This is a genomic window from Paenibacillus catalpae (assembly GCF_900112695.1).
In the GTDB taxonomy this organism is placed as follows: Bacteria; Bacillota; Bacilli; order Paenibacillales; family Paenibacillaceae; genus Pristimantibacillus; species Pristimantibacillus catalpae.
Genome location: NZ_FOMT01000004.1, coordinates 253,994 through 270,870 on the forward strand (window position 1 = coordinate 253,994; position 16,877 = coordinate 270,870).

A 16,877-nucleotide genomic window follows, 5' to 3' on the forward strand; every position below is an offset into this window, starting at 1 on the left:
TCTCTGGACATACCCGCCATACAAAGCTTAACCAATAACAGGCCGAGAATTCACTTATAAATCCTGAGACAACCGGATCATATCCCTGCACGGAATACCGTTCTCATAGATCTCCTCTGCATAATGCCGGGTAAAAAAATCGATATCCACGCCTACAATTCGAAAGCCGCATTTTTGATAAAGAGCTAATTGCCCCACACCTGAATTCCCCGTGCCGATTTCTATCGTTTGGTAACCTCTTGATCTGGCTGTTTGAATGGCATGCTTCACTAATTGCTTCCCGATTCCTTTGCCCTGCCTGTCTTCTGCCACCGCAACATTAACCAGTTCAACCGTTGCGGGCCGTGTAGGCAACAGCACATATACCCCAACGATTTGGTTCTCTATTTCAGCTGCATAACACTGCCCTCTTTGTATGTATTCCTCAACAAGCTCTTGAGAAGGGTCAGCCAGCAGCAAAAGATCCATGGGGTAGTTCTCGCTCGAACTTAATAATCTGATATTCATGGACTCCCTCCCTCCGTTTGTAAATATTTGTATGATACCCAGAATGATTATACCTGTCTCTTCCCTTGTAGACCACCTCTTTAAGAGAGATGATGATAGTGGAGGTGGCTATCGAGCATTGATTACATGGAACAAAATAAACGCTGACAACTGGTATGCCTGCACGCTCCTGGAAGCAGCAGAGGAGCAGAAAACACTGTTCCCGGCACCTGCTGTGTTCTGGCTCGCCGAGGCTGCATATTGCGGGATGAACGCACTAGCCTTATATGCCGGAAAAGAGATCGTTGGATTCGCTGTTTATGCCATCGATCCCGATGACGGCAACTACTGGATTATGGCCTTTATGATTGACCATCGTTACCAAAGCAAAGGTCACGGCCGGAGCGGGATGTTGGCGTTGGTGAAGCATATCCGGGAGCAGCACGGCTGCAAGGTTATCTTATTAGGTCATCGCCCGAATAATGAACGGGCTGCAAGTCTATATGCTTCCCTAGGCTTCACAGAGGTAGACCGTACAGAGTACGAAGTTATTCGTCAGCTTTCTATGCCATAAATAAAGGAAGGCCGGTTCTCTCTCATCAGAGGTACCGGCCTTTCTATGTTTTACAATTGCTTCTCAAAGCAGAGACTCGACTCGCTATCCGCGTATTCGCCAAAGCGGTCAATCGCGTAATAGCCATGCTTTATATAGAAGGCAAGAGCTTCCGGCTGCGGGGCACCCGCTTCCAAGCGAATAACCGAAAAGCCCGCTTCCTTGGCACGGCCCTCCAGCTGGCTAAGCATACCTGCGGCGATCCCGTGTCTTCTATAGGCAGGCTCCACATAGAACCGCTTCAGCTCCACAAACTCTCGGCCATGCGGCTTAATCCCTCCGCAGCCAGCCGGGTCCCCTTCTGCGTATGCAACAATAAAGATCATATCTGCTACAGCAGGGTCGCTAAAGTCTACCGTAAAGATCTCATCCGGCGAATGATACCGCTGCCCCAAATCCTCATCCAGCTTGCGGATCAGCTCATGCAAATCCTCATTATCCGGTTGTACCTGCTTCATCGTTGTCTCCATTACCGATCCTCCCATTCCATCCTCACTCTCTTATTCTAGCTTATCCTCCAAAAACACGGCAAACTCCGCTTCATAGAGTACTAATCCCTCTGGTACATTCGACACAAATCAACAAAATTTCATCCCTCCCTACGAATAATCCGATATAATGTTCATAGCATTAAACTTCTCTTGAGAGAGGAGATTATCTATGAATACGGATATTCTCACCCGCAATAACGTCAAAGTGCTCGGCCAAGGCAAACAGCCTATCGTATTTGCGCATGGTTTTGGCTGCGATCAGGATATGTGGCGCCACATGGTTCCCTATTTCGAGCAGGACTATCGGATTGTTCTATTCGATTATGTCGGCTCGGGGGCTTCTCAAATTAACGATTACAGCTCAGACAAATATAACAGCTTGAACGGCTATGCCGAAGATGTGCTCGATATTATGGATACGCTCCGGATGGAAGACGCGATATTCGTCGGCCACTCGGTCAGCGGGATGATCGGCATGCTTGCCTCTATCCGGGAAACGAAATATTTTCAGCGGATTGTGATGCTTGGAGCTTCTCCCCGCTATGTGAATGATCTCCCTAGCTATTACGGAGGGTTTGACCGCAACGAAATTGACGAGCTGCTGCAAATGATGCAGATGAACTTTATCGGTTGGGCGAGCTACCTTGCACCTATCGTTATGCAAAATCAGGACCGCGGAGAGCTGTCCGCCGAGCTCGAGAAGAGCTTTTGCTCCAGGGACCCGCATATCGCAAGACAGTTCGCAGAAGTGACTTTCTTGTCCGACTGCCGGTCAGAGCTTGCCTCGGCCTCAATCCCGACGCTTCTCCTGCAATGCACGGACGACAGCATCTCGCCTCCAGAGGTAGGCGACTACTTGCATTCTCATTTGAAAAACAGCACTCTTCGTCATATGCAAGCTACGGGCCATTACCCTCATCTCAGTCATCCGGCTGAAACAACGCGGTATATCAAAGACTATTTAGCCATCTCCTAATAGATGAAGAAAGGCTGTATTTGAATGGATATTCTATTAAATGAAGCCCCTTGCGGTTATTTCTCCATAACGGATAAGGGACTAATTCAATCGGTCAATCAAACCCTGTTAAGAATGCTGGGCTACGATCGCGAGGAATTGCTGGAGCGGCATATCGAGTCAACGATGTCCGTGGCGAATAAAATGTTTTTCCATACGTATTTCTACCCCTACATCCAGCTTTATGGCCAGGTGAACGAGATGTATCTCTCTTTCCGGACCAAAGACGGCAAGGATTTGCCCGTCCTGTTAAATGGCATTCGGCGTGACCGTGACGGCAAAGCCGTGATCGAGTGCGTTGCTCTGGAAATGCGGAAGCGGATTGAGCATGAGAAGGATATTATGAAGACCAAGCAGCAGCTTGAAGCCTTGTGTCAAGAAACCAATGAGGCCAATCACAGACTGGAGCTGCTGCATGCCCAATACGAGAAAAAGCAGCAGAAGCTGCTTGATTTGAATGAAAAGCTGGAGACGCTGGCTTCGACAGATCCGCTGACCGGCCTGAGGAACCGCCGTTATTTTCAAGAGCAGCTGCAGAAGTATATGGAGTTGTTCGAGCAATCGGGAGAGATATTCTCGTTATGCATTATCGACATTGACCGTTTCAAAGCTATTAATGATACATACGGCCACCCTGTCGGTGACCTCGTCCTGACCCGTTTAGCGCAATTGCTGCAAGAGCAGTCATACGGCGATACCGTTGTAGCCAGGTTTGGCGGCGAAGAGTTTGTTATTCTGCTGCCGGGTCTGAATCAGGAGCAGGTACTGGCAGCGGCTGAACGGTACCGGTCTGCCACGGAGACTACTCCTCTGGGGGATTTGCGAATCACCATCAGTATTGGCGCAGCAACCTGCTCGCCTGAGGACACCGAGCTATCCCTGCTGCAGCAGGCTGACCAGGCCCTCTACATCTCGAAACACAACGGCCGCAACCGGGTTACACACTATAACGCCGGTTAACTGGAATAAGGCAGTCCCAAGCTTGGCGGCTTGTGACTGCCTTTTGCTTCGCATCGTTAAGCAAAAGCCGGGCTATCAACGGCGACCCGGCTCTCCATTTATATGGTTTCTTTTAAACAATAAGCCATAGAGAAAGAGTACCGTAAGGATCAGTGCAGCAGAGAGAAGAAGAATATAAACAACCGTGGAATGAACATATTCTCTATGAAAAGAAACGATATGCAGGCAAACAATCATACTTAAACCGAAATTTTCCCGATTGTACTTTGTAAATCTATATCGGAAGATCCGATAGGTAAGCAAAGCAAAAACGAAACTTATAACAGCGCTCCCGAAATAAATCATACCAACAGCCTCCTGGCACCTGCCCGTTTCCAATTATAACCAAATACTACCATGCTATAATGAATCTGACTACTTACATAAATAAAAATACAGGTAAGATGGTTAAGAGCATGCCCTAACAATCTTGCTCCTGCTCGAAAGGAATCCGTCTCTATGTCTTCTACTCATCTTCTGGAATCTCCGGCAGCACCGGCGGAAAAAGCAACACTCTCTAAAGGACTGCTGCTTCTAATGGCTTTCACAGCCGGTATGACCGTTGCGAATTTGTATTACAATCAGCCGCTGCTTGCGGATATCGGCCGCTCCTTCGGCGTTGCCCCCGATGAGGTTGGTTTTGTCTCCACCTGCACCCAGATCGGCTATGCGCTTGGCATGTTCCTGTTTGTACCGCTTGGCGACATCAAAGAACGCAAAGGACTTATTACCGTTCTACTCTCCCTGGTCTGTATTTCCCTGATTGGTGTAGCCACTGCGCAAAACCTCGCCTGGATGTTTATCGCGAGCTTCGCTGTTGGTCTGACGACCGTCGTGCCGCAAATTCTTATTCCGCTTGCCGCTACACTTGCTGCTCCCGGGGAGCAGGGGAAAGCGGTCGGCACCGTTACAAGCGGCCTGTTGCTGGGCATCCTGCTCACCCGGACCGTGTCCGGCCTGATCGGCGGAACCTGGGGCTGGAGATTTATGTACGCCCTCGCCGCTGCTGCCATGCTCGCCCTGCTCCTCCTGCTTCGGATGAAGCTCCCGGTCAGCCGCGCGGCTGCCGAGCTACGTTACAGCGAGCTGCTGCTCTCGATGGGAAGGCTTGTGCAAAAGTACGCTACGCTCCGTGAATCCGCTCTGATTGGCGCGGCCAATTTTGCCGTTTTCAGTATTTTCTGGACCGCTTTATCCTTCTACGTTGAAGGCGAGCCTTATCATTACAGCAGCCAGATCGCAGGCTTGTTTGGCCTCATTGGAGCAGCCGGCGCATTAGGCGCTCCCTTCGTCGGCAGGCTGGCCGACCGCATCCCTACCAAATGGATGATTGGAGCCTTAATCTCCCTGAATATTATCGCGTATCTGTTCTTTGGCCTGCTGGGCAGCATGTTATGGGCGCTGATTATCGGCGTCATCTTGCTGGATCTTGGCGTACAAGGCACGCAGGTCGCCAACCAGACCCGCATCTATGCGCTGGAGCCTCCGGCACGAAGCCGTCTGAATACCGTTCAGATGGTAACGACTTTCCTCGGCGGGGCGATCGGCTCTTCCGCCGGAAGCTACGCCTGGCATGAATGGGGCTGGATCGGAGTGTGCTTCGCGGGAGGAATCGCGGGGCTGATCAGCTTCTCCGTTTGGCTTGTTCATCGCATGAAGAATGAATCTCCTTAGGCATACAAAAGCGCTGTTAAGCCTTCCCTGGCTATACAGCGCTTTGCTATTCTTATGGGCGCATCCGTTCAACGGTGCTTTTCCCCGCCCGTTTATAGATGGCGGCGGCTGGAGCAGCGCAGATACGTCCCGCATATTGATCAAATACCTCGGCCAGCACATCATGCTGGAACTGCAGCTTAGCGCGTTTATAACCCTCGCGCACCAGACGCTCACGCAGCGGAGTATCGCTTGCCAGCCTTACAACCGCATCCGTAATTGCCATAAGCGATTCGGGCTCTACAAGAAGACCCGTTACTCCGTCAAGGACGGCTTCCGAAGCGCCGCCGGAGCGCCCGGCGATTACCGGCACGCGGGCGGAGGCTGCCTCCAGATAAACGATGCCAAACCCTTCCGCATCACCCTTTTCCAACTGCCGGCTTACCATAATGAATTGATTCGCCAGATTATAATAATCGTTCAGTCGTTCCGTGCCGCTCACTCCGCCCACGAACCGGACCCTGCCCGCTACGCCAACCGTCTTGGCGAGCTCCTCCAGCCTTTCCCGCTCCGGTCCGTCACCTACAATGACATAAACTGCATTCGGGATATGACGTACGATGCCAGGCATGGCTTCAATTACCCGATCGTGGCCTTTGCGCGTAACAAGCCTGCCTACCGACAGTAGAACATACTTCCCTTCCAATCCGTGCTGCCTTCTTAATTCCTCATCAACCGTTTTTGGCTCAAACAGGCTTTCCACACCGGGATGAACAATGCCGATTCTTCCTGCTTCCACACCATAGTCCTCCACCAGACGGCGCGTGAATTCACTATTGACCAGCACTCCATCCGCCTTGCGCAAAATAAGCTTCACAATCTGATTAAGACCGATATAACGCCGGAACATCAGCATATCCATGCCATGGGCCGAAATGATATAACGGCGCCCGCCAAACACCCGGAATAACAGCCCAATAAATCCGATTAACACATAACCATACACGGTTACATCCGGCTCTTCCCTGCGCAGCGTCCTCTTGACCTGACGGAACAAACGGCCCCAGCTCGTCACATCCGCGCGTTCTCCCCTCATGAACGGCCCCCTTACAATCCGGTATGGCTGCCCTTCATCAAATTCAGCAAAATCCGGATATTCCGGAGCAATCACCGTCATATCATGCTTGGTATGCTTGGAGAGATTGTAATAATAGTTTTGCATGCCACCGACTCCTGGCGGAAAAACCCCCGCAACCAGAACGATTTTCCTACGTTTCATATACCTTCTCCCCTCGCGATAGGTAGTAAACTCCCCGAATAATCGCCCAGAACAATACCTCGGCCATAATGTTCCAAAGCCGGGCAATAACCGAAATCTGCAGCGCCGTCTCCGTTCCAAGCTTCATAGACAGGAAATAAACCAGGAACCCTTCCCTTACGCCAAGCCCGCCGGGCAGAGGACTAACGAGTCCAAGCAGCCAGGAAGTCGCAAACGTCCCTGCCGCATAGAACAAACCGACTTTTCCTTTATCAAAGCTGTTCGTAAGCAGCCAGAAAGCGATGCCCATGATGAAATGGCTGCCAAGAAAGCAAGCCAGATAGGCAAAAAACTGATTACGGGTCAGACTTACCTCCGAGCCTGCCATCTCCACGCCGCCAAATGACTTTGTCATTTTCCCGATCATCCGTTGCAGAAATTTCCACTTGGAGGCACGGACGAACAAGCCTTTAACCAGTTCCGTAAGCGGTGCATAGAACAAGTAAATAAGCAGAAAGACCGCAGCCAGAAGCAGCCCTACCCAAATCGGAACAATGTGCAGACTAATAATCAGCATCAAGGCATAGACCAGTGCCGCCGCAATCAGCAAAATATTCTCGTACACAATCGCAGCGAATTGCGCGTCCAGCGGCACTCCCGCCTTGGTCGCCATAACAATCCGTCCGGCAACATTCCAGAAGCCTCCTGGAATGTATTTACCGAACTGCGTTTCGATAAATATACGGAGTCCTTTAAGCATTGGAAGTCTCGCGGTGCCGCTAAACTTGCCGCTATCGGATAAGGAGGCATTGACGATTAATACCCAAATACCGGCTTGAAGCATAAGAAATACCGAGAATAAGAGCAGAGACAAGTAAAACCGGCTGTTCGCATGCACAAGGAAAGACGTTAAATCCTCCAGCTTTAGCGGAATGTTGCGAACGATAAATACGACGATGATGGCCAAGACAGCGACCTTAAGCACCGTTGGCGCCAGCTTGCGGTACATCGGCAACCATCAACACCTCCTGACTATATGTAAGCCATCTTCCCATTATAGGAATGTTCTGTTATCCGTGATTTATCTAGAATGCCGAATTTGGTAAAATTCAATACCTTTTTCATGAACAATTGAAACGGTTTCGCCTTCATAAAACGCTTAAATCAACATCCACTTTTCACTATGCGGCTAACCTAATTCCCGCAGCTTCTTCTTAAAGCCTTGGTTATCACTCGAGTAGCCCAATGCACGGTAAAACTGATGAGCCTTCTCCCGATAGCCGCTTGATACAAAAATAATGTAGCTGCAGCCGCGTTCTTCGGCAAATTGCTCCAGCCGCCGCATCAGCATTTTTCCGACGCCTTGTCCTCTGTAGTCCGGGCTGACCACGACGTTCTCCACGACCAGGAAAGGGTGGCAATCTCCCACCAGATCGCAGCACTCAATCCCCATCGCTGTTCCAATCACCTTGTCTCCATCACAGGCCCCCGCCAGGAAATAATGCTCATCTTCCGTTACTCTCTTCAATTGTCTGCTCATTGCTTCTAGGTTGGACGGCACCTCCATCAGCTCCTCGAACAGCTTGGCCAAATCCTGAAGGTCCTGAAGCTCCGCTTCCCTTATTACAATCGTTGACATGCTCTAAAAATCCTCCAATTTTTCGTTTCAGTAGATTATTGTATCATTCCCGTAAGGGAAAAACCGAATAGGCCAATTCTACTAATCCTACTATCCCGCATTATTCGACAATGTTATACTAGTTTCAACCAAATTAAGGAAGGTATAAAACCTATGAGCTATGATTTCTCTGTCAGTGCTACCGCTGTCTATCAGGAAAAATATATTCAGTTCCTTTTGCAGAATTATGAGGATCTGAATCAACCTTACCCGTTCCCTGTCACCCTGAGCTATATCTCAAGTCCCCTTCTTATGGAAGGTAAGGCGATCCTCTGCAAGAACGAGGATGGAGAAACCGTGGGCGCAATGGGTTATATCCATGGCACGGGCGAGCAGGATTATGAGGACACCGAGGTAATCCAACTGCAGATTGTATTTCTCCACCAAACCCGCCGGGGAAGCAGACTATTGCTCAGGGCTGCCCAGTTCCTGGCCCAGCATTGGGATCAGGTACAACAGCCTCCTTCTGAAATCAGGTTCTGGATCCCTAACGATCCATCCCTTCTCCGCCTGTGTTCCCGGTTCGCCAACCGCTTCACGGAGAACGCCAGTCTGACAGAATTCAGAGTTTCATTCACCAGTTTTAAGGCATTTGTCTTACAGTATAACCACGAAAATTATTACGCAGAAGCAGGAGGACGATAGCATGCCTGTACGCTATTCTATCTGCCAAACAGACGCCGATCTCGCACGTTACGCTTCCTTTTTTATTAAGAACCGCACGGAATTCAGCAAGGATTATACGCTGCCGGTTGTATTGATGCATATGCTGGAGACCCTTGCGGACGCTAAAATTATCCTCATTGAAGATATAGACGGCCAGGTGATTGGCTGGGGGAAATTCGAATACCGTGCGCCGGATACAATCTTTGTGGATTCCGTCATTATTGATAAGAGGCTTAGAAGCAGCCGCGTATTCCTTGATGGTTTCCGCTATCTTGTCCGGTATGTCCATGAACAATATCCGCAAGTGAACCAGCTGTCCTTCCGCGCGTTAAGCAGTCAAAGCTATGTCAACCGGCTCTATTCCAAGTTCGCCATTAAGACGGAGGAACGGGAAGGTGTTTTTGAGCTCGAGTCCGTTTATACGGCCCCCCTCCCAAACTTGCTCTCTTACTTAGGAGTTAAATAGTAGGTTCGACTACAAAAGACAATTGACTCCAATTTATTCCATATGTTATGGTACTTGATAGATTAATACAGGAAAGGAGGCCTACATCCATGGTACCTATGCTTCCAAGCATTGATAAAAAAAGCAAAGGCGGGTTCATTTCAAGAGTCACTTTGAAAGCGAACGAGCTGGCAAGAGCTACTGCGAAATAAGCAGCAAACCAAAAAAACCGTTGCCACAAAGGCAACGGTTTTTACATAGGCAAGGACTATCAGCCGATGTCCAGCCTTTGGTCAGCATTTCCCTCAGAGCGGAAGCCGAATAGGTCGTTGGGAATATAACGCCGATATATCTTAGGACCGGCAGCACTGAATACGGAAAAAAATATACAGCTCCGTCCACATCCGGCCTCTTACAAAAGCGAGCGCATTAGCCAACGTAGCTCCCCACCTTTTCCTCATTATTAACCACGTTTACAGCTTTCCGCCCGGTAATCCTCTCCTTCTGACCATCAATGTAGAGATAGACAACATCCTCCAGATTAGGAGGAAGCATCGCATACTCATCGATTGGCAGATCACTGGTGTTAACCATCCAATCCAGAAGAGTTCCCGCCCGGTTCTTATCGATAAGAAGGCGCAGCCGGTTCTCGCCCGTCTGGCCTGTCCTTGAAATGACAAATTTCTCTCACCGTATCTCCTTTATTGCAAAAATATTTTCTATAAAACGGTCTCATTATTAACCTATTAATTCATTATGGTTAAAATACAATAATTTTCCTAATCATCCGCTTTACTTAACTTTTTATAGTGAATCGCAAGAATGTATCCCTATATTTCCCACACAACATTCAATTGGTAATTTACTCCATTTTAATTTTATTTAATTCCAAATTAAGGGTGTTCATCGCTTTAAGTAAAAATGGATAAAACTAGAAACTTTCGTGTTGACGCTGTCGTCTGCTGTCTATTATAGTTATTTAGTACTAGATTGGTGTCGAATGACGGGGTCTAATTACCTAAATTTGACTCATCGAGATTTTACTATAAAAGAAGAAAGGAAGTGAATCTATGTTGGCTCGATCATCAGCCTTTACAAGAATTGCACTGTTGCTCCTTGTACTGGGTGTCATGCTCGCAGTCACGCATCCAACTGCCTCCAAAGCAGCAGTAAATGTCGTTGACATCAAGAGCAATGCGATGAATTTGGGTACACCTACCTTGGTTTCCGGTGTAACCGGGAATAAGGATGCAATCTACAGGTACACCAACGTGATTAAAAGAGACGGCATAACGGTTGATGCCAAAGTTACCATTAAGGAAGCAACCACCGGTGCATCACTGCACAACAATGTATTGGATAATGCCGGGACAGGCTTTGATGAGCGGTTTAACCCCTGGGTAACAACTGGCTCTGGAACCGGTTATCTGACCTTCCACTTTGACTTTATTGATCAGGCAACCGGCGATCCGGTTTCGATCAAGAACTTCTTTGTGACGCTAATCGATATTGACGGCAGCAGTGCATCGGCTAAGGAATATATCGAGATGTCTGGTTTTGCAAGCTATTCTGTGAATAATCCTACACAGCTTGTCATTGGCCCCGGCTCCAGCGGCAGAACGAAGTTTGCGGGAAGAAACTCTTCCCTGAACGGAACTACATTCGACAACACGGCGTCGGCTATCGTCAACTATACCGCGCCTGTTAGCGCACTGGATCTTGTCATCGGTAATACCAACAGCCTAAGTCAACGGCAGTTTTCCATCAACTTTGGTGCTCCGGGCGGTAATTTTACTAATCCGGTACAAGTAGACAACGCTTCCTCCCCAACAATCGATGTTACGATTGATGACGGCGGAGACGGCAAACTGACCGCAGGCCAAGATACTCTCAGCTCTGTAAAAGTTTCAGGCTCGACTACCGCTGGTGTTGGACAACCTGTCACTCTTACGGTGAAGGATTCCTCGAACACAGAACGGAACTATGCAACAAACGTTGGAACAGACGGAAAATACTCCGTTCAGCTTGATTTCTCCGACCTGAAATACGGAACTATTACCGTATCCGCAGATACCGTCAATGTGCAGGGAAATCCGGCCAAGACGGCAAATGATACAACCGATAAGGTAAACACGAAGCCAACTGCGGAGAATGCTGGTTTTGAGGGGGATGAAGATACGGTCTTCAACAAATCCCTTAGCGATAAAGGCAACGACGCTGATGGTGATTCAATCACTTATTCTCTTGTAACTGCTCCTACGCACGGCATTTTGACTCTGAATCCGAACGGATCTTTTACATACTCGCCAAATGCGAATTACAACGGTCCGGACAGCTTTACTTACAAGGTAAACGATGGTTCGCTTGACTCGGGTACATCTGCGGTTGACCTAACGGTTAACCCGGTTAATGATAAGCCTGTAGCCAATGATTCCAGTACAAGCACCGAGGAAGGCACGCCGGTAGATGGCACGGTATCAGCATCGGATATCGATGAAGATATATTGCATTTCCTCAAACAAGATGAACCGCAGCACGGTACAGCTGAACTAGATCCGGTGTTAGGAACTTACAAATATACGCCTGACGACGGCTTTATCGGAACAGACACCTTTACTTTCACAGCCCATGATGACACTGATGAGTCTAATAAGGCTACCGTCACCATCACGGTAACGGAAGCACCTAATGCTGCACCAGCAGCACAAGATGGCAGTGAAAGTACTAATGAAGATACTCCGGTTAACGGTTCGGTAACGGCAACAGACGGCGACAACAATCCGCTCTCTTATTCCGTTGTTACATCGCCGGTTAACGGCACATTAACGATGAACCAAGACGGAACCTTTACCTATACACCAAATGCTAACTACAACGGTGCCGACAGCTTTACTTATAAAGCGAATGACGGCAAAGCCGACTCCAATGTCGCGACCGTTAGCTTGACGATTAATGCAGTAAATGATAAGCCTACTGCGAATAATTCAAGCAAGACCACTGACGAGAATGTACCTGTGAGCGGAACGGTAACAGGACAGGATGCTGAAGGAACAGCACTTACTTATAGCCTTGATACAGCTCCTGTAAATGGTACGGTCGTCTTGAACAGCGACGGCACTTACACCTATACGCCAAATTCGAACTACTCCGGTTCGGACAGCTTTACTTTTGTAGCGAACGATGGAGAATTAGACTCCGCTCCTGCTACAGTAACCATCACGGTTAACGAAGTAAATGAAGCACCAGCTGCTCAGAACGATTCTCTGCAAACCGAGGAAGATAAACCTCTTAACGGCAGCGTTCATGCAACGGATGGCGACGGTGATAACCTGCAGTATTCGATAGTTGGCGAGCCTTCCCACGGCGATGTAACCATGAACCCGAACGGTACGTTCACCTACACGCCTGATGCCAATTACAATGGTGCCGACAGCTTTACGTTTAAAGCGAATGACGGCTCGGAAGATTCGAATACGGCATCAATCAGCATCACAATTACAGCTGTAAACGACGCGCCAACTGCTGATGCCTCCAGCAAGACAACTGCCGAAGATACCGCAGTAAGTGGCAGCGTGACCGGACAGGACATTGACAGCAGTACGCTGACTTATTCTCTTGTTACCGGCCCAGCTAATGGTACGTTAACGTTTAATGCGGATGGCACTTATACGTATACGCCGAATTTAAACTTTAACGGTACCGACAGTTTTACCTTTAAAGCGAATGATGGGGCATTGGACTCCGCACCAGCGACGGTTACGATCACGGTCACTCCGGTGAATGATGCTCCTGGTTCGGAGAACAGCACCGTCAGCACTGCAGAGGATACGCCGGTGATCGACAAAGTAAAAGCAAGCGATGTTGACGGCGATTCCTTGACCTATACGCTTGTGAATGAGCCGGATCACGGCACGCTTACTTTCAACCAAGACGGCACCTTTACTTACACACCGAATCCGAATTACAACGGCCCGGACAGCTTCACTTTTAAAGCAAATGACGGCAAGCTTGTTTCACCTGAAGCGACTGTCAGCATTACCGTAACGCCTGTAAACGATGCACCAACAGCAAATGCGGGAAGCAATACAACGTCTGAGGATCAACCGGTAACCGGCACAGTAACCGGCGGTGATGTGGATGGCACAACTCCAACCTACGTTATCGTGACGGAGCCTGAGCATGGCACAGTGGTATTGAATCCGGACGGCACTTATACGTATACGCCAGATCCTAACTACAACGGTCCGGACAGCTTCACATTCAAGGCTAATGACGGCACTTCGGATTCTGCTCCAGCAACTGTGGACCTTACGGTTACTGCAATAAATGATGCACCAACTGCATCTGACGACTCCGCGGTTGTTGATTCCGGCTTGAGCGTAACGGACAGCTTGATTGCCCAAGACGTTGATGGCGATCCCCTCACCTTCTCGGTTGTGACACAGCCGGCGCATGGTAAGGTTGTTATTAACAACGACGGCACATACACGTATACGCCTAATGCAGGTTACGGCAGCACAGACAGCTTTACGTTTAAAGCAACCGACGGCTCCCTGGATTCCAATACTGCAAAAATTTCCATTACTGTTCGTCTTCTAGACGGATGGGTTGGCGACCGCAGCGTAACGGATACATCCGAGTGGACAGTAGCTCCAAACAAACCGCTGAAGATCTCTGCCATTACAGATATTTCGGCAACAACGGTTAAAGCAGCCTTTGACTTCGACGGCCCGGATAACGGCACCGAGAATGATACGTTGACTTTAACACTGGCTAATGAAGAGACTTACTTAACAGACGGATTCAAGAAATGGGAAAACGTGCAATATCGTCTTCCAGCAGAAGCAGCAAGCGGAGCTCATGCGGTAACCTTCACCTCTTCGAAGGGTGAAACGACATTACCGGCAGAACCTGCTTCCAAGCTGCAAAACAATAACTTTACGGTGATCCGCACCGTATCCATTGACGGAACGGTTAAAGATCGCAATACCCAAGCACCTATTGAAGGAGCAAAGGTAACTCTGTATGACCCGACAGGAACCAATAAAGTAGCTGATACAACAACAAATGCTTCTGGTTACTACAGCTTCCCGAATGTACGTACCGAGCATTACCTGGTTGTTGTAGAGAAGCAGGGCTATGCATCCCGTAATCAAGTGATTAACGCCCTGCCTGGACAAGCAGCTGATACTACCGTTCATCAGAACTTTGAGCTGGTGAAATACATCTTGAAGCTGAGCGCTAACCCTAGCTCCATCGTAGGCGACGGCCACACCATTTCGAAGCTGACGGCTGTTCTGACTGACATTGACGGCAAACCGCTCAAAGACGTCAACATCACCTTCTCGGCTTCGCTTGGAACCTTTATTGGTTCCCCGAATGCTGTTACGGATGCAGCGGGTAAAGCAACGATTCAATATCAATCGTCCAAGATCGAAGGTATTTTATCGCAAAGCGTTCCGGTAACAGCTACGGCTAATGACGTTGAACGCAGCATTTACGCGCAGGAGCAGATCATCATTACGTTTGAGCCTGCCTCTGTAACAGGTGTTGTTGCAACAACGGATAACGGCACACGCACAATCGTTGCAGGTGCTGTTGTCAAAATTACAAAAGACTTTGACGGCGACGGCATTATCGATTTCGCAGCCGAAGCGATTACCGACGCGGACGGCAAGTACAACATCGCTGTACCACGCGGTGACGAAAGCTACAATATTGAAGTGATTAAGACGGTTCAAGTGGGCAATGAGACCAAAGAAGTCTCCTTCAAACAAACCGTTGAAGTTGGTGAAGTAAGCGGCCGTGCGGGTGAAGTATTCGAGTCGACCAAGACCGTTACCGGCATCCTTACACAAAAGCTTCCGACCGGACAAAATGACATGCTGAATCAGCAGTTCATGAATCAGGTAACCGTGAAGCTGATCGGCCCTGCACCGGACCACCGTGAATATACAGCGCCTTTGACGGCTGACGGTGTATTCAATATTCCAGGCCTCGAGCTGAATACGGAATATCAGATTGCCATTATCTTCAAGGTTCCTGATGCGGAACATCCGGGCGCCTTCAAAGACATCATTATTAACGCCGTTGACAATAACGGCACGCTGCCAAAGATCAAGCTGGCAGCCGATGGCGAAATGAACATCCTGAGCGAGCTGATTGACCCGTACGGTGACATTACCGACATTGCTACCCACGCTGCAATTGACGGAGCAACGGTGAAGCTGTACTACGCGAATACGGCACGCAATATTACAAACGGCAATACGCCTGACACGGAAGTTACCCTTCCTGCTATCGTTGGCTTTGCCCCTAACGACAACGCGAACCCGCAGACAAGTAAAGACGGCGGTAAATACGCGTACATGGTATACCCGACAACCGATTACTACATCGTAGCAACGGCTCCAGGCTATATCACTTACACGAGCCCAACGATTCCAGTCGAGTTCGCAATTGTCCGCCATGATATTCAAATGTCCAAGGCAAGCGTATCTACCGGCAAGCCTAACGTTGTTGTTAACGTATCGGTAGACAAGGACAGACAGGAAGAGAATACAGCAGGCAAGATTAAGGTGGAGTACCTGAACAACGGTACTAAACAAGCAACAGGAGCAACCGTTACGCTGACTCTTCCCGCAGGCACGGTTGTAACGAATGCAGACGGCGGCAAGGCGGACGGCAATACCGTAACCTGGAATGTCGGCGATCTGAATATCGGAGATAAAGGCACACGCCATGTAGAAGTGAAGTATCCGTCCATTAAGGAGACAGAGCTTCTCGTGACGATCTCCGCTGAAGGTAAAGCAAACCAAGCGCTGCTGAACCCTGAAGCGGCAAAAGCATCCGTGAAGGTATTGCTGTTCAAGACCGGAGAAGAGATTGTTAAGCACCAGCGCTACATTCTTGGCTTCCCTGACGGCAAATTCAAACCAAGCCAGAAGCTCACCCGCGGCGAGCTCGCAGCGATTATCGCACGCCTGCTTAACGGCGGATCGACAACGCTGAAAGCTGATTACGATGATGTACCGTCCACCCACTGGGCAAGCGGTTATATCCGGATCGTAACGGACAGCGGCATCTTCAAAGGCTTCGCAGACGGCACCTTCCATCCGAATCAAGCGGTTACCCGTGAGGAATTGGCTACGGTTATGGTCCGCTACTTGAAGCTTGAGACATCCATGCCGATTACACCGCAATTCGGAGACAGCGAAGGACGCTGGTCAAGCGCAGCGATTGAGGCCTTGTTCCGTAACGGCCTGACAACGGGTTATCCGGACGGCACCTTCCAACCGGGCAAAGACATCGTCCGTCTTGAAGCGGTAACCTTGATTAACCGCCTCTTGTACAGAGGACCGTTGACCGGGGTTGAACCATCCTTCCCGGATGTTGCGAAGAGCAACTGGGCGTTTGGTCAAGTTGAAGAAGCAACAAGAAGCCACGAAGCTACACGCACTTCGGACGGCAACGAGCATTTCGTGAAAGCATTGGATGACAACGTGAAGTAACAACAGATTAGGCCGGTATTCCTTGAACTGAAGGACTACCGGCCTTTCTTCTCCCGAATATT

At 49.2% G+C, this 16,877-nt stretch carries 13 protein-coding genes; 7 read left to right on the forward strand and 6 right to left on the reverse strand.

Features of this window, described 5'->3' with window-relative positions; genetic code table 11:
- Positions 1–54: 54 nt before the first annotated feature.
- Positions 55–507 (reverse strand): GNAT family N-acetyltransferase, encoded by a 453-nt coding sequence (locus BM200_RS18900; protein WP_091188218.1) that lies wholly within the window; start codon positions 505–507, stop codon positions 55–57.
- A 118-nt stretch (positions 508–625) separates the two neighbouring features.
- On the opposite strand from BM200_RS18900, the gene BM200_RS18905 reads away from it, so the two are divergent.
- Positions 626–1,060, forward strand: coding sequence for a GNAT family N-acetyltransferase (locus BM200_RS18905; protein WP_245773086.1), 435 nt, complete (start codon positions 626–628; stop codon positions 1,058–1,060).
- A gap of 50 nt (positions 1,061–1,110) precedes the next feature.
- On the opposite strand, the gene BM200_RS18910 is transcribed toward BM200_RS18905, so the two are convergent.
- Entirely contained in the window at positions 1,111–1,569 is a 459-nt protein-coding gene (locus BM200_RS18910; protein WP_091188220.1) for a GNAT family N-acetyltransferase, read from the reverse strand.
- 190 nt (positions 1,570–1,759) lie between these two features.
- On the opposite strand from BM200_RS18910, the gene BM200_RS18915 reads away from it, so the two are divergent.
- The 3 genes from BM200_RS18915 (at position 1,760) to BM200_RS18930 (ending at position 5,278) form a co-directional block, all read left to right on the forward strand.
- The gene (locus tag BM200_RS18915) at positions 1,760–2,566 is read left to right on the forward strand and encodes an alpha/beta fold hydrolase (protein WP_091188221.1); all 807 of its coding nucleotides are present in this window, start codon (positions 1,760–1,762) and stop codon (positions 2,564–2,566) included.
- A 24-nt stretch (positions 2,567–2,590) separates the two neighbouring features.
- Complete coding sequence (locus tag BM200_RS18920; protein WP_091188222.1) at positions 2,591–3,565, forward strand: sensor domain-containing diguanylate cyclase; 975 nt, start codon at positions 2,591–2,593, stop codon at positions 3,563–3,565.
- A 498-nt stretch (positions 3,566–4,063) separates the two neighbouring features.
- On the forward strand, positions 4,064–5,278 hold the full coding sequence (locus BM200_RS18930; RefSeq protein WP_091188224.1) for an MFS transporter: 1,215 nt from the start codon (positions 4,064–4,066) through the stop codon (positions 5,276–5,278).
- A gap of 52 nt (positions 5,279–5,330) precedes the next feature.
- Here the strand turns inward: BM200_RS18930 and BM200_RS18935 are convergent, their stop codons facing one another.
- From BM200_RS18935 to BM200_RS18945, 3 genes are all read right to left on the reverse strand, one after another.
- A complete protein-coding gene (locus BM200_RS18935) occupies positions 5,331–6,536 on the reverse strand; it encodes a glycosyltransferase family 4 protein (protein ID WP_091188225.1) in 1,206 nt (401 codons plus the stop codon).
- Positions 6,526–7,524 (reverse strand): lysylphosphatidylglycerol synthase domain-containing protein, encoded by a 999-nt coding sequence (locus BM200_RS18940; protein ID WP_245773110.1) that lies wholly within the window; start codon positions 7,522–7,524, stop codon positions 6,526–6,528. Before BM200_RS18940 ends, BM200_RS18935 begins: the two co-directional genes overlap by 11 nt.
- A 180-nt stretch (positions 7,525–7,704) precedes the next feature.
- On the reverse strand, positions 7,705–8,154 hold the full coding sequence (locus BM200_RS18945) for a GNAT family N-acetyltransferase (protein ID WP_091188227.1): 450 nt from the start codon (positions 8,152–8,154) through the stop codon (positions 7,705–7,707).
- A gap of 153 nt (positions 8,155–8,307) precedes the next feature.
- On the opposite strand from BM200_RS18945, the gene BM200_RS18950 reads away from it, so the two are divergent.
- Positions 8,308–8,838 (forward strand): hypothetical protein, encoded by a 531-nt coding sequence (locus BM200_RS18950; protein WP_091188228.1) that lies wholly within the window; start codon positions 8,308–8,310, stop codon positions 8,836–8,838.
- A 1-nt stretch (position 8,839) separates the two neighbouring features.
- Positions 8,840–9,325: a hypothetical protein gene (locus BM200_RS18955; RefSeq protein WP_091188229.1), complete on the forward strand. Its 486-nt coding sequence runs from the start codon at positions 8,840–8,842 to the stop codon at positions 9,323–9,325.
- A gap of 408 nt (positions 9,326–9,733) precedes the next feature.
- Here the strand turns inward: BM200_RS18955 and BM200_RS18960 are convergent, their stop codons facing one another.
- Positions 9,734–9,898, reverse strand: coding sequence for a hypothetical protein (locus BM200_RS18960; RefSeq protein WP_175532925.1), 165 nt, complete (start codon positions 9,896–9,898; stop codon positions 9,734–9,736).
- 476 nt (positions 9,899–10,374) lie between these two features.
- Here BM200_RS18960 and BM200_RS18965 point away from each other — a divergent pair, with 476 nt between their 5' ends.
- A complete protein-coding gene (locus BM200_RS18965; RefSeq protein ID WP_091188230.1) occupies positions 10,375–16,815 on the forward strand; it encodes a tandem-95 repeat protein in 6,441 nt (2,146 codons plus the stop codon).
- The last annotated feature ends 62 nt before the right edge of the window (positions 16,816–16,877 follow it).

What these genes read in the sequence shown, in the direction of transcription:
- BM200_RS18900 (WP_091188218.1), bottom strand. Translation starts at nt 507, where the DNA reads ATGAATATCAGATTATTAAGTTCGAGCGAGAACTACCCCATGGATCTT.
- BM200_RS18910 (WP_091188220.1), bottom strand. Translation starts at nt 1,569, where the DNA reads ATGGAGACAACGATGAAGCAGGTACAACCGGATAATGAGGATTTGCAT.
- BM200_RS18915 (WP_091188221.1), top strand. Translation starts at nt 1,760, where the DNA reads ATGAATACGGATATTCTCACCCGCAATAACGTCAAAGTGCTCGGCCAA.
- BM200_RS18920 (WP_091188222.1), top strand. Translation starts at nt 2,591, where the DNA reads ATGGATATTCTATTAAATGAAGCCCCTTGCGGTTATTTCTCCATAACG.
- BM200_RS18930 (WP_091188224.1), top strand. Translation starts at nt 4,064, where the DNA reads ATGTCTTCTACTCATCTTCTGGAATCTCCGGCAGCACCGGCGGAAAAA.
- BM200_RS18935 (WP_091188225.1), bottom strand. Translation starts at nt 6,536, where the DNA reads ATGAAACGTAGGAAAATCGTTCTGGTTGCGGGGGTTTTTCCGCCAGGA.
- BM200_RS18940 (WP_245773110.1), bottom strand. Translation starts at nt 7,524, where the DNA reads ATGTACCGCAAGCTGGCGCCAACGGTGCTTAAGGTCGCTGTCTTGGCC.
- BM200_RS18945 (WP_091188227.1), bottom strand. Translation starts at nt 8,154, where the DNA reads ATGTCAACGATTGTAATAAGGGAAGCGGAGCTTCAGGACCTTCAGGAT.
- BM200_RS18950 (WP_091188228.1), top strand. Translation starts at nt 8,308, where the DNA reads ATGAGCTATGATTTCTCTGTCAGTGCTACCGCTGTCTATCAGGAAAAA.
- BM200_RS18955 (WP_091188229.1), top strand. Translation starts at nt 8,840, where the DNA reads ATGCCTGTACGCTATTCTATCTGCCAAACAGACGCCGATCTCGCACGT.
- BM200_RS18960 (WP_175532925.1), bottom strand. Translation starts at nt 9,898, where the DNA reads ATGGTTAACACCAGTGATCTGCCAATCGATGAGTATGCGATGCTTCCT.
- BM200_RS18965 (WP_091188230.1), top strand. Translation starts at nt 10,375, where the DNA reads ATGTTGGCTCGATCATCAGCCTTTACAAGAATTGCACTGTTGCTCCTT.